14 protein-coding genes are annotated in these 13,143 nt (G+C 34.5%); 1 reads left to right on the top strand and 13 read right to left on the bottom strand.

What is annotated here, in order from left to right; genetic code table 11:
- Window position 1: 1 nt before the first annotated feature.
- Genes ACN0QX_RS01770 through ACN0QX_RS01750 form a run of 5 tightly spaced genes read right to left on the bottom strand, consistent with a single transcriptional unit; the run spans window position 2 to window position 2,986 of the window.
- Window positions 2-532 (bottom strand): DUF1697 domain-containing protein, encoded by a 531-nt coding sequence (locus ACN0QX_RS01770; RefSeq protein WP_417195204.1) that lies wholly within the window; start codon window positions 530-532, stop codon window positions 2-4.
- The gene (locus ACN0QX_RS01765) at window positions 533-805 is read right to left on the bottom strand and encodes a hypothetical protein (protein ID WP_066250461.1); all 273 of its coding nucleotides are present in this window, start codon (window positions 803-805) and stop codon (window positions 533-535) included.
- Window positions 795-1,040: a hypothetical protein gene (locus ACN0QX_RS01760; protein ID WP_066250464.1), complete on the bottom strand. Its 246-nt coding sequence runs from the start codon at window positions 1,038-1,040 to the stop codon at window positions 795-797. The genes ACN0QX_RS01765 and ACN0QX_RS01760 overlap by 11 nt, the downstream gene beginning before the upstream one ends.
- 45 nt (window positions 1,041-1,085) lie before the next feature.
- The gene (locus ACN0QX_RS01755) at window positions 1,086-2,297 is read right to left on the bottom strand and encodes an NAD(P)/FAD-dependent oxidoreductase (RefSeq protein WP_417195202.1); all 1,212 of its coding nucleotides are present in this window, start codon (window positions 2,295-2,297) and stop codon (window positions 1,086-1,088) included.
- Entirely contained in the window at window positions 2,294-2,986 is a 693-nt protein-coding gene (locus ACN0QX_RS01750; RefSeq protein WP_417195200.1) for a glycerophosphodiester phosphodiesterase, read from the bottom strand. The genes ACN0QX_RS01755 and ACN0QX_RS01750 overlap by 4 nt, the downstream gene beginning before the upstream one ends.
- A gap of 57 nt (window positions 2,987-3,043) precedes the next feature.
- On the opposite strand from ACN0QX_RS01750, the gene ACN0QX_RS01745 reads away from it, so the two are divergent.
- The gene (locus ACN0QX_RS01745; protein ID WP_417195198.1) at window positions 3,044-3,847 is read left to right on the top strand and encodes a hypothetical protein; all 804 of its coding nucleotides are present in this window, start codon (window positions 3,044-3,046) and stop codon (window positions 3,845-3,847) included.
- Here ACN0QX_RS01745 and ACN0QX_RS01740 read toward each other — a convergent pair.
- The 8 genes from ACN0QX_RS01740 to msrA form a co-directional block, all read right to left on the bottom strand.
- Window positions 3,844-4,713 carry an acyl-CoA thioesterase gene (locus tag ACN0QX_RS01740; protein ID WP_248395989.1) on the bottom strand — a complete coding sequence of 290 codons (870 nt, stop codon included), beginning with the start codon at window positions 4,711-4,713 and terminating at the stop codon, window positions 3,844-3,846. The genes ACN0QX_RS01745 and ACN0QX_RS01740 overlap by 4 nt on opposite strands.
- Window positions 4,714-4,787: 74 nt before the next feature.
- On the bottom strand, window positions 4,788-8,462 hold the full coding sequence (locus tag ACN0QX_RS01735) for a metallophosphoesterase (RefSeq protein ID WP_417195196.1): 3,675 nt from the start codon (window positions 8,460-8,462) through the stop codon (window positions 4,788-4,790).
- A gap of 48 nt (window positions 8,463-8,510) precedes the next feature.
- Window positions 8,511-9,449 carry an L-histidine N(alpha)-methyltransferase gene (locus ACN0QX_RS01730; protein WP_417195194.1) on the bottom strand — a complete coding sequence of 313 codons (939 nt, stop codon included), beginning with the start codon at window positions 9,447-9,449 and terminating at the stop codon, window positions 8,511-8,513.
- 1 nt (window position 9,450) lies between these two features.
- Window positions 9,451-10,596 carry an ergothioneine biosynthesis protein EgtB gene (egtB, locus tag ACN0QX_RS01725; protein WP_417195193.1) on the bottom strand — a complete coding sequence of 382 codons (1,146 nt, stop codon included), beginning with the start codon at window positions 10,594-10,596 and terminating at the stop codon, window positions 9,451-9,453.
- 1 nt (window position 10,597) lies between these two features.
- Window positions 10,598-11,815 carry an alpha/beta fold hydrolase gene (locus ACN0QX_RS01720; RefSeq protein WP_417195191.1) on the bottom strand — a complete coding sequence of 406 codons (1,218 nt, stop codon included), beginning with the start codon at window positions 11,813-11,815 and terminating at the stop codon, window positions 10,598-10,600.
- Window positions 11,816-11,819: 4 nt separating this feature from the next.
- On the bottom strand, window positions 11,820-12,329 hold the full coding sequence (locus ACN0QX_RS01715) for a peptide-methionine (S)-S-oxide reductase (RefSeq protein WP_417195189.1): 510 nt from the start codon (window positions 12,327-12,329) through the stop codon (window positions 11,820-11,822).
- Window positions 12,330-12,332: 3 nt separating this feature from the next.
- Window positions 12,333-12,617 carry a DUF427 domain-containing protein gene (locus tag ACN0QX_RS01710; protein ID WP_248396006.1) on the bottom strand — a complete coding sequence of 95 codons (285 nt, stop codon included), beginning with the start codon at window positions 12,615-12,617 and terminating at the stop codon, window positions 12,333-12,335.
- Between the two features lie 30 nt (window positions 12,618-12,647).
- Window positions 12,648-13,142 (bottom strand): peptide-methionine (S)-S-oxide reductase MsrA, encoded by a 495-nt coding sequence (gene msrA, locus ACN0QX_RS01705; RefSeq protein WP_248396009.1) that lies wholly within the window; start codon window positions 13,140-13,142, stop codon window positions 12,648-12,650.
- Window position 13,143 lies beyond the last annotated feature (1 nt).

Below are 13,143 nucleotides of genomic sequence, written 5' to 3'. Positions count from 1 at the left end.
TTTATGCTGACAAAGATAATAACTTTAGCATTGTGTTATAGTTTCTAGCGGTTGCAAATGTATTTAATTTTTGTTCGAAGAAACTTACATTGAATTTCGCCTGCCCAAAGCCTTTTTCGCAAAAAAAATAAATGCAGTCGTTTATAATTTCGTATTCTTCACCTTCATTGACTTTTTCTGAAGCTTCACGTACTAAATCAGCATCTGGTGTTTTATGAAGCATGATAAAATAACTGGCTTTCTTTTTTTCTTCGGAAAAGGGACTCGAATTAAAAATACGTTCTAAATCATGACGTGTTTTCACTAAAACTGATACCTCAAAACCAAATTGTTTTAAAATAGCCGCCGTAATATCCGGTTCTATTTCTGCTATATCGTTGGTTGCCGATTCTAAAATAACATTCCCACTTTGGATATAGGTTTTCACGTTTTTATACCCAGATTTAGTTAATAAATCCCGTAAATCAACCATCGGGATTTTTTTATGTCCACCAACGTTAATCCCTTTTAAAAGCAAGACAAAAGTTGTCATTTAATAGTCTTGTTTTAGATTTAAAAATCTATAAACTAAAATACCATCTGGTTTTTGCACATAATGAATGGAATAATTGAATTTCTGTAAAGACACCACACGAACGTGCTTATAACGAATTTGAAAAGCATAGGGAAATTCCAATATTAAATCCATTTGTCTATTTACATCTGACCAAAACTCATTTTCGTAACCATTGAATTCCATAAAACATTTTGCTTTATGAAATTCTAGCCTGGCTTCTTCAGTAAACTCAACAGTTTTAACGTCCATATTCTTTCTTTATCTCTTCCCAAGAATAGGTTTTAAGTGTTCCTTTTTCGTGACGTTCAATCATATCATCCATCATTTTTTTATATTCTTCTGATGGTTCGCTATAACGTAAAGCCGTATCTTCTATCATATATTCCAGATAATTTTTCAAGGAACGCTTTTCAAGTTTTGCCTGCTTTTCAAGAATAGCAATGGCTTTATCGTCTAGTTCAATTAATTTTTTTGTCTTTCCCATGATATATAGATTCTATATACTAAATATAAAAAAAATATATCGAATCTATATAGATTTCGCTACAATAAAAGCGCCAGTCCAGGCATTCTGGAAATTAAAACCACCAGTGACCGCATCAATATTAAGAACTTCCCCTGCAAAATAGAGGTTTTTATGAATGCGACTTTCAAAAGTTTTGAAGTTAATTTCTTTTAAATTAATCCCTCCAGCTGTTACAAATTCATCTTTAAACGTACTTTTTCCTGTAACCTGAAAAATAGCGCTGGTCAATTGATTACTCAAATCTTCCAATTGTTGCTTGTTTAAATCTGCCCAACGATCAGCTTCCGAAATTCCTGCAGCCAAAACCAGTTTTCGCCATAAGCGTTTTGGTAAATCCAATTGTGCGGCTTTATAAACGGTTTTTTTAGCAAACTGTTGTTTGAGTTCTTTTAAATGATTCAAACAATCATCAAAAGATTGCTTGATAAAATTAATCTCAATTTTAAAATTATAATTGCGTTTCGCTAATTCCAAAGCACCAAAAGCAGATAATTTTAAGATAGCTGGCGCACTCATTCCAACATGGGTAATTAGCAAAGGCCCTTCGGAATGTAAATCTGTTCCAACAACAGAAACACCTACGTCTAGCGCTACAACGCCAGGAATATCCTGGATTCGTTCATCTTGAATATCAAAGGTAAATAAAGATGGAACGGGCTGCACAACAGTATGTCCTAATCCTTCCACTAACTTCCAAAACTTGACAGAACTACCTGTTGCTATAAGTAGTTTATCAGCTTGATAGGTTTCATCTTTTGTTGAAACGATGAAACCTTCAGAATTATTTTGAACGACAATTGCCGTAACATTCTGACTATACTGCACGTTAATTTTTAGTTTCTGGACTTCATTTAGGAAACAATCAATAATAGTTTGAGATGAGTTTGAAACGGGAAACATGCGACCATCGTCTTCAATTTTCAATTCCACGCCTCGTTTCTCAAACCAGGCAATCGTATCACCTGTCATAAATTGGTGGAAGGGTCCTAATAGTTCTTTTTCACCTCGTGGGTAGTTCTGTGTTAATTCTGCCGGAATAAATTCGGCATGGGTAACATTGCAACGGCCTCCTCCAGAAATTTTCACCTTTTGTAAACCTTCTTTGGCTTTCTCCAAAATGGTGATAGATAGTTCTGGGTTCAATTCCGCCATATTAATGGCTGCAAAAAACCCCGCAGCTCCACCTCCAATAATAAGTACATCTTGTTGTTTCATATTTTATCTGGCACATCTGAAATAATACCATTAACACCATAATCTTTCATACGTAGAATAGTATCGGCATCATTTACCGTCCAGGTGTTAACTTCAAAACCTCTATTTTGAGCCAGCTTCACATTATCTTTTGTTAATAAAGCATAATTAGGATGAATAATTTTAGCCTTAATAGTTTCAGCAAATTCTATTGCTTCGGTAACACTGGCTTTTGTTAAAACGGCTAGTGGTATATTTTTATTGGTTTGAAATACGGCTTCTAATTCAGCATGCTGAAAACTAGACACAATAAAATCAGCATATTTCCAACCATAATTCCGAACATAATTATCAACCATTTCACAGGTTTTAATGGCTGTGTTTTTTCCTTTTAATTCAATATTTAAAATGCATTTTTTATCAATTAAATTTAATACATCTTCTAAAGTCGGAACTTGAAACCCACCGTTGACTGTTAGGTTTTTTAAGGCTTCTAGAGTTTGTTTACCAACTTCACCAGTTCCATTTGTCATTCTATCTAATGTGAAATCATGAAAAACAACTAATTCACCAGAAGCGCACAGATGCACATCTATTTCAATGCCATCCACATTAAAACCCAGTGCTTTTTCAATGGATTCTATAGTGTTTTCCGCTAGATAACCTTTAGCGCCTCGATGACCAAAAACACGGGTTGAAGCATTCTGCATATTCAAAATTTTTAGTGTCAGTTTATGTTTGTAAATTTATGGTAAAATAAACAGGATTTGAAAATTAAAACCACGCTTACACTATTTGCATCCATATTTATAGCTTGCCAAAACGGAAATCCGAAAGTCATTGCTAATTTACCTAGCAGTTTACCAGAGATTTCTGCCATTGAAAAAACGACGAATTCCGATTTGTTTTGGGTAATCCAAGATGCTGGAAATAACAACCATATATATGGATTAGATGAAAAAGGCAGCATTAAAGCGGATATTATTGTTGAAAATGCAAATAATCGGGATTGGGAAGATTTGACTTCCGATAAAAAAGGCAACCTTTATATTGGCGATTTTGGAAACAATAATAAAGACAAAACCACTTTTTCCATTTTAAAAATAACGAATCCACAAGCTAATATAAAAAGTACTAAAGCAGAACTTATTCGGTTTAGTTTGCCAAAGGATGTAAAACCCAAAGATTTTGAAGCTTTTTTTCTACACAACGATTATTTTTATGTGTTTAGTAAAGAATCGAAAAAATTTAGAACCTTAAAAATCCCCAATCGTATTGGGAATCATGAAGCCGAACTGATTTCTGAATTTAATTTGAAAGGCAAAAACAATAAAATTACCTCTGCCGCTATGAGCCAAGATAGCAAACGTATGTATTTACTAAATCATGATAAAGTATGGGAGATTTCAGATTTTGAAAATGACCATTTTTTTGAAGGAAAAGTAATAAGCATCCCATTTGATCATAACACTCAAAAAGAAGGCGTTTTTGAAATTAATAACACACTTTATATTACCGATGAGTTCAAGAAAAATGAGGGTGGAAACCTATATGAGTTAACTTTAGATTAAGATTTCTTAATTGGACGCATTAAACCTTCTTGTGCAACAGAGGCTACTAAAACGCCATCACGCGTAAAGATATTTCCTTTAGCAAAACCTCTAGCGTTTCCTGTGCTTGGTGTTTCTAGCGAAAATAATAACCAATCATTCAAATCAAATTCACGGAAAAACCACATGGAATGATCTAAACTGGCGGTTAATAAGTTTCCCCAATGCGCTTTACTGGCATGTGGTTGTAGTGCCACAGACAAAATATTATAATCTGAAATATACGTCAGAATTTGTTGCTTAATTGCTAATTCCATATCGCCTACATCTCCTTTTAACTTAAACCATACATCGGCAAATGCCGGCAAATCTTTTCTATCTAAAGGGTTCGGGAGATAGGTTGGTTTGAACTCAACAGGACGCGGGATTTCTAAAAACGCTTTGGTTTTAGAGGGCAACATGCTCCCATATTCATTTAAAATATCGGTCCAACTCATCAGTTCTTCCGGTTGCTTCATATCCGGTTTCATTTCTATTTGATGCGAATATCCTTCTTCTGTTTTATGAAATGAAGCGGATAAAATAAAAATAGTTTGATTATTCTGACTAGCCGTTACACGACGTACTGAAAAACTGCCTCCATCACGCATAATACTCACATCATAATGAATAGGGTAATCCAAATGGCCAGCTTCTAAAAAATAGGCATGTAGAGAGTGTAAAACACGATTATTATGAATAGTTCTATAAGCAGCATTCAGTGCTTGAGCCAAAACTTGGCCTCCAAAAACATTGGGACTTCCTACGGACTCGCTTACGCCTTCAAACTGATTTTCTTCAAGGTGTTTTAATTCAAGGATTTCTAGTAAGCTATCTACAGAATTCATAATTATATTTTTTTACAAGGTATTATTTATAGACGCTTTTATAAAAATAAAGCCAAACAAATTTTATAAAACTCTTAAAAATTTAATCCCAATGCGAAAGCAAACCGTAAGCCATCATCACTGTTAAACAAGGACACATTCCCTGTAAATACTTCAGCGGCCATTATTAATAAACCACCACCATAGGAGTTATGCCATTTTTTTGAAGGATCATCTTTAAGCCAAACACGACCATAATCCACACCAGAATAAACACCTAGGTTAATTGGTAAAATTCCTGTTTTTATTTTGCTAAACATATACCGCAAATCGGTTAATTGGTAGTAAGAGTTTTTTCCTGTAAACCGCTGATTTCTATAACCACGAAGTCCATCACTAGCACCAATTGAAGCCGCTTGATAAAATTCATAATTATCTCCCAATGTTATATGACCTTTTAATTTAGTTGCTAAAACCAGCTTTCCTGTTGGTTCTAATTTATAATTAAAACTAATGTCTGGAATAATATAACCCATGCTAGTAGATTCATCCAAATTAGTACGAAAACCCAATTTTAAATTCGTTTCAAAACCAATAGATGGATACGCCTTATTATTCCTGTTTTCGAAATGGTAGGACGTAAAAGCACCAATAAAGGAATTACTGTTTTCTATTAAACTTGATAAATAATAATCGTTAATGAATCTCCCCTTAGTTTCCTCCACTTCTATGGTTTCATAGGCCAATCCTAATTTAAAAACACCATCCAAATAGCCTTTATAAATTAAGGAAGGTGCAAAACGCAAGGTTCGTAATTTTACACGATTATAATCTTTATTAAAAATAGCATCGTTCTCAGCATTTGGATTTATGGTTTCATTACCATAGCCAAAGAAATTAACACTGTAATTTGGACTTGTAAAAATAACATCAACTCCTAAATTGAAATCATTAATTATGTTTGCAAATTCACCGCTATATGATAAATCAAAACCATTAGTTGCGAAATAATAAGCTGCTGATAATTTATGTTGCGAGGTAAACGGATTTCGATTAAAGCCGTAAACTGTATAGGTGTCTTTAACGCCTAGTTTAACACCATCATCTGGGTTGTAACCAATAATTGGAATAACCTGATTGGCGTTATATTTTAATTTCAGATAGTTATAGGTGTTGATATCATAGTTATTGGTCAAATGCTTCTTGCCTTTGGTTGTTTTGAAGGTGTTATCTTTCGACTTATAATCATAAAAATGCGTTTTCTTGCCATTTTCAATATTATAAATATCATTGTTTTGCCCACCAACTAATCGCAATTTAATAAGCTTATTTCCCTCGCCATGAACGTGTAGTACGTCGTCATCATCTAATGCGTAAATCCATATCTCTTTTGTTTCGTCCTTACTATAAGTACGCTTATGGAATATATCAGCTTTTTCACCTTTCTTTATACGATATGCCGTAACAGCCGTTTTGCCATTTGGTAAACGCTCAATATCAAAATAATCATCTTTATCGGTACCTTTTATAATTGCAAATTTATTGACATGTGCATAATAGGTGTCTGAAATTTCTTGTAGATTACCACGTCTAGCGCGTAATTTGCTTTTAATATCCTCAATGGTTTCCCCTTGTAATTCTTGAGGTATATTTGTGAAAGCTTCTTCAATAACGGCATCCGTTAATTGGGATGTTATTATATTTACCTGCTCATCCCAAACTGATTTATCGGATTGACTGATTAATGACACATCCAATGGGTATGGTTCCAAATTAAACCATTTTGGACTGCGTAAATTGTCTTCATAACCTTGTAATAATCTTGCAGTAGGAATAATTCTAGATCCAATGCCCAGTAAAAAGCCATCATTCATATTGGAAAAAGCTTGATCGCGATCTCTTGGCACTGGTACATATACTGTTTTGCCATTCTTTTGGGTTGTTGCCCAACGCCATTGATCATGATGTCTATCCCAATCGCCAATGAGCATATCGAAAATACGCGCACGCACGTATGCAGGTTCATCGATAACAATATCTTCATCTGAACGAATTTCTGCTAGCATATCATCCGTACCTATAAGTTCATTAGAAAATGCAAAACTTTTCTGATAGCCATGATCATCACCTGCATGTTCTTCAATCATATATATTTCATCACCAAATGTATCATTATAAGGCTCAATTGCTTTTTGATGTGGCACATAATACAAAACAGGATTAGTATGCATAACCCCAATAGCATCAGACAAAGTCGCGGTTACAAATGGGGCATAGGGATGAGATCCTGTAAAAACGTGAAGTATTAATTCTTCAGCTACCGTATTATCAAATTGCCCCTCAACATATTGATCCTTAAATGCGAATGCTTGTATATAATTTAACGCGTTTTTACGTAAACCACGCATCACAAATTCGCGTCCTGTTGAATCTGCGAGTCTCAAGGAATTTGACTGTGTTCCACCACCTTTCCTAACCGGTTTTAAGCCACCATAAAGCGTATCTAACAGGACCGTTTTTACTTGAATAGCTGTACTAAAATCCTGCGAGTAGCGTTCTCCCCAAAGAAATTTATAAAAATTACTTTTCTCTGTTTCCTCATCCGTGTAAATAGATGCTTGAATGGTTTGAGGTATGTTTGCTGCATAATTGCGTGGTTCTTGTTTTTGAACTGGATACACATCTTTAGAAAACAAAACGGTTTCTGTTTTAGCTTCTATAAACCGAACTTGACTTGAGCCGTCTTTAAACACATCCAAACGGGCATATCCTGGTTCGCTGGACGAAAACAAACCGCTACCAACATTTCTGGTAGCCGTAGATTTAGAACCGGATCCACTAATTATTTGTGTTAAATTATCCTGGACTAAATACTGTAAATTATGATCATGACCAGCCACAAAAATAACATGGTCATTTTCCTGTGCTAATGTTATAATGCGCTTTCTAAATTCGTTATAACGCTTATTCTGGATATCTTCAGGACTTACACCTGTAGTTTTTCTCAAAATATTTTTTAGGGTTCCTAAAATTGGAAAGGGCTTCATGTGTTCCATAAAACTATATTGTCCGCCATGTGGTCCATTTGTAAAAACAGGGTGATGCATAGCAACAATGGTCGTTTTACCTCGCGCTTTTTTTATGCGGCTTTCAAACTCATCTAAAAAAGCTTCACGAGTTTTTATATCGCATTTATCATTTATGGTTGGATGTTTATCCCAATTAGCCATATACCATTTGGCATCCACATAAATTAATTCAATATTATCGGTTATTGTTTCGTTTTCAATGGGACAACCATTTTCAGGTTGGAATGAGTTTTTTCCTAAAGCATCATCAATATAATCCTCTTGACGTTCCAAACCTTTTAAACCATCTGAATACCAATCGTGATTTCCTGGTAAAAAAACCGTTTTGCCTTTAAAGTTTTTTACGGCATCTATTTGTACATCCAATTGGTGTTTAGCAAATGCATAACCATCAGCTGATTTTTCTGGTAAACCACTTGGGTAAATATTATCACCTAAAAAAAAGGCAGAACTATTGGCGCTTGCTTTGTTCAATGCAGACTCAAAGGCTTTTAACGCTACTGTTTTGGTACCCATTGGTGAATTTCCGGCATCACCTATTAAATAAAACGTATGTTCAATAGGGTTTTCAGATTCCGCAATGGGAACATAAGGTTCCCGATATTGGGTTTTAAACGTTGCACAACCGTACAAAGTCAATAAAAAAAGACAGCAAAAACCTATTTTGTAAAATGTATTCATAGAACCTCTAATATCTATATTTAAAAAACACGTTAGATTATTTCAGCCTTATTTTTCCCAAAGACTATCCGTAAAGTAATGTTTACAATCTAAAAAATGTTGTTTTGATTTAAATCCTGAAATTGTCGCTAATTTTTCAATTTCCGAAAGACTATATTTTTTGGATAATTCGGTCCAAATCAATTCATTTTGATTGAATTGGATCGTTTTATTAAGCTTTTTAAACAAAACTGTCTGTTCTTTTAAACTAACAATATAACTTTTTACACGACCTGTTTCTGGATTATAATAACAATAAAAATCGAAATCATCAATTTTAAAGTCCGCCTCTAATTCCCGATTCATCCTAATTAATAAGTTTAAATTGAAACGTTTCGTGATACCCTCTTTATCATCATAAGCATTCTTAATGGTGATTGGATTTTTCTTTAAATCCATACCAATTAAAAGCTTATCACCCGAATTCATAACGTTGTTAAACAGCTTTAATAAATCTATAGCATCGTCCTTTAAGTAATTTCCAATATTACTTCCTAAAAACAGTAATAAATTGGGCGTGTTTCCCTGAAATTTTTCATTTAAAATTTCAAAATAATCACCTACTTGCGGCTGTATTGATAATTCCGGCAAACGTTCATGCAATTTTTCTGAAAGTATATCAATTGCTTCTTGTGAAATATCAATGGGAACATAGTTAAAAGCAATGTGCTCATTAACCAAATATTCTAATAGCTTGAAGGTTTTAAAACCATCACCAGCACCCAGTTCTATAATGTTAAACGGTTTATTAAACGCTACAGCATCAACAATTTGTTTGGCTTGGAGTGATAAAATTTCAAATTCAGAGTCGGTTAAATAGTAATCAGGCATATTCATTATTTCCTGAAAAATGCGACTACCATTCGTGTCATAAAAATATTTAGAAGACAGGTGTTTTTCTTTGGCCGTTAAACCTGCCACCACATCTTTTGCAAACGTTTCATTCATATTATTTTACAAGTCTAATTCCCGAAAATTGCCACCTCATGTCTGGATGGAAAAAATTCCGATACGTGTTTCTACTATGGTTTTTTACGGTTGCTACGGAAGCACCACGAAGTACCATTTGATTAATCATAAATTTACCATTATACTCGCCTAAAGCACCTGGCGCTTTACTAAAGTTTGGATACGGTAAATACGCACTATTGGTCCACTCCCATAATTGCCCGAAATCAATTTTTTGGGATGCTACTTCCCATTCAAATTCTGTCGGTAAGCGCATTTGTTTCCATTCGGCAAAGGCAAATGCTTCATAAAAACTAATATGGGTTACGGGTTTATTTTTATCTACAGGCACAAATCCATTTAAGGTATAATGAAACCAAACATCATCCACTTCATGCCAATATAATGGAGCTGTAATGTTATTTTCTTGAATAAAATCCCACCCTTCGGCATGCCATAAATTAAAATCCTGATATCCGCCGGCTTGTATAAACGCGAAAAACTCGCCATTACTGACCAATTGATTACTAATTTCAAAATCTTGGAGAAACACTTGGTGATTCCCTAGCTCATTATCATAACAAAACCCTTTGCCTTTGTGACCAATATTGTATAGTCCTTCGGAAATTTTAATGAATGCTGAATTTGAAGAAAGCGACTTTAATTCAATTTTATTTTTAATAGTTGGGAACGTGGGCTGATTTCCTAAAATATAGGTAATATCATAATAAAATAACTCTTGATGTTGCTGTTCATGGTTAATACCTAATTCAACAATATCTAATGCTTTTTGTGATGGATTATCATTTAGGAAAGCCAACATTTTCAAATCAACATAATCCCGATATTTATATACATCTTTTACTGAAGGACGCGTCATTAATCCACGGTTAGGACGTAAAACCCGTTTTCCTGCGTTGTTGTAATAACTGTTGAATAGGTATGCGAAATCTTCATCAAAAACCTGATAATTCTCAACAAATTTGCACAAAACAAACTGCTCAAAAAACCATGTTGAATGCGCTAAATGCCATTTTGGTGGTGACACAAAAACATCAGGTTGTACTGAATAGTCTTCAATTTTTAGCGGTTTACAAATTTCTAAAAATCGGCTACGAGTATATTGGAATTGCTCTTTTAAAGTCATCTTAAATAAGTTCAGTTTCTATAATTACTTCACTTTGCAAGGTTTTATGCACAGGACATTTTGAGGCAATTTCTTTTAATCGGTTCTTTTGATCTTCATCCAAATTACCTACAAATTTCAAACGTTTTTGCAAGTGATCTATGCGTTTTGGTTTTTCAATATCTAGCATTAAATCATCGCTATGTTTTTTTGAATAGGTAATATAAGCATAAACCTCTTGCAAATCCCATTTCTTTCGTTCGGCATATAATTTTAACGTCATCACTGTACAAGCCGCCAATCCCGCACTTAAATAATCGTATGGTGACGGTCCAAAATCATCTCCTCCTACAGATTCTGGTTCGTCCGCAATAAAACTGTGTCTTTTGGTTTGAATTGACGTTGTAAAATGGTCTTCCTCTAAATTTAAATGGGCAACTAATTGTTCTCCACCTGCATCTAACATGGTGTTTTCTTGAGGCTCAAAATAACGTTGCACCCAATGACCAATCATATTTCCTACATAAACGCTATCCCGCGAATTAGATAGCAAATGATCGGCGCCATCCAAACTAACAAAGCTTTTAGGATGGTGCGCATTATGATATAGTTTTTCGGCATTCTCTATTCCTACTGTTTTATCAAAAGGCGCATGCATGATAAGTATAGCTTTGCGTAATTTTTTTGTGATTTCTGGAAGATTGGTTTTACTAAAATCGTCCACAAACTCTTGGTTAATTTTAAATGGTCGTCCGCCAATATTTACCTCAACATCTCCTTTATCTTTAACCTCGTCCAACCCATGTGAAAACAATCTAGTAACATGACCCACGGTTGCTGGTGCGCCAATGGTTGCAACGGCTTTAATGTTGTCCAATTTTGAGGCAGCTGTAATAACGGCTGCACCACCCAATGAATGCCCAACCAATAAACTAGGTGCTTTATAATTTTCTTCTAAAAAGGTATTTACAGCCAACAAATCCGAAACATTAGCTGAAAAATGACTTTCAGCAAATTCGCCTTCACTTCTTCCTAATCCTGTAAAATCAAAACGCACCACGCCAAAACCATGATTGGTTAACGCCCGACTGATGTTTTTAACAGCGCTTAAGGTACTTGAGCAGGTAAAACAATGTGCAAAAACAGCGTAATTATTAGGTTTCTGATTAGCAGGCAACTCTAAATATGCTTGTAGTTTATGGCCTTTTTCATTCTGAATATTGAGTTTCGTGCTTTTCATCTGCTTATAAATGTTTTAATTTTTCCTGATCCGTATAGGTAGAAAATTGTTGCAAAAGCAACTTTAGTTTAGGGTTAATAAACGTTTCACAAAATGGTTTTTCAGGATTTTTTCGATAATAATTTTGAATGGCTTCTCGCGACGCTTTAAAATCTGAAAAAGTTAAAACCTGTGTTACCAATTTTTGGTCGAAATCCTGCTGAAAACTTTCAATGAGCATGGCTACTTCTAAATGTTGAGCCTCTGAAAACGTATATACAGCCGAACGATATTTGTTTCGCATGCTGTGATTTACCGTACTTTTGTGCGTTAACAAATGTATATTAATTAGTGTTTTTAAATTAACGCAATTGGAATTAAAATGGACTATAACGGCTTCTGAAAACGACTCATATTCGCCTATGGAAGCCACATACCCTTGCTCCACTTTTTCCACACCTTTTAAAGATTGAAAAACAGCTTCTGTGCACCAATGACAGCCACCTCCTAAAGCAATTTTAGAAATAGAACTCATGCATTAGTCTTTTACAACTTCCACACCTTTCCAAAAAGCCACGTGATTTTTAATGCCTTTGGCTAATGATGAAACTTCAGGATAAAACCAAGCAGCATCTACATTCTGCTTTCCATCAACTTCCAAGGTATAATAGGAGGCTTCGCCTTTCCAAGGACAGTTAGTATGGGTATTACTAGATTTAAAAAAATCTTTCTTAATGCTGTCGTGCGGGAAATAATGGTTGTTTTCAATTACAACAGTATTATCACTTTCGGCTAATATTTGATTGTTCCAAATGGCTTTCATAATTAATTTATTATCTGTTTATAGTACTTTTTATATAAAACTATCACTGAATCGCTCAAAATGACAGGTATAACCATCTGGTTTCCGAACCAAATAGTCTTGATGTTCCGGTTCTGCCGCCCAAAATTTTGAATACGGCTCTAATGTGGTTGCTACTTTACCTTCCCACTTATTAGAATCGTTTACAATTTTAATAATTTCTTCAGCTTGAACTTTTTCATCTTCATTTTGAAAAAATATAGCCGAACGGTAGCTAGACCCAATATCATTACCTTGCCTATCAACCGTTGTTGGATTGTGTATCCGGAAGAAATAGTCCAAGATGTGTTTAAAGGAGGTTTCATTCTCATCGTAGGTAATTTCAATACCTTCCGCATGACCTGGATGATTTTTATAAGTTGGATTATCATTTTCACCTCCAATGTAACCCACTTCTGTGTCTTTAATTCCCTTTTGGGTGCGAAATAAATCTTCCATTCCCCAGAAACAACCACCTGCTATATATGCTTTTTTATAATTGCTCATT

It is taken from the genome of Bizionia sp., from assembly GCF_048259285.1.
Classification (GTDB): domain Bacteria; phylum Bacteroidota; class Bacteroidia; order Flavobacteriales; family Flavobacteriaceae; genus Algorimicrobium; species Algorimicrobium hallyeonense.
Note: the sequence above shows the minus strand (reverse complement) of the source record. Positions and strands in the feature narration are given on the sequence as shown.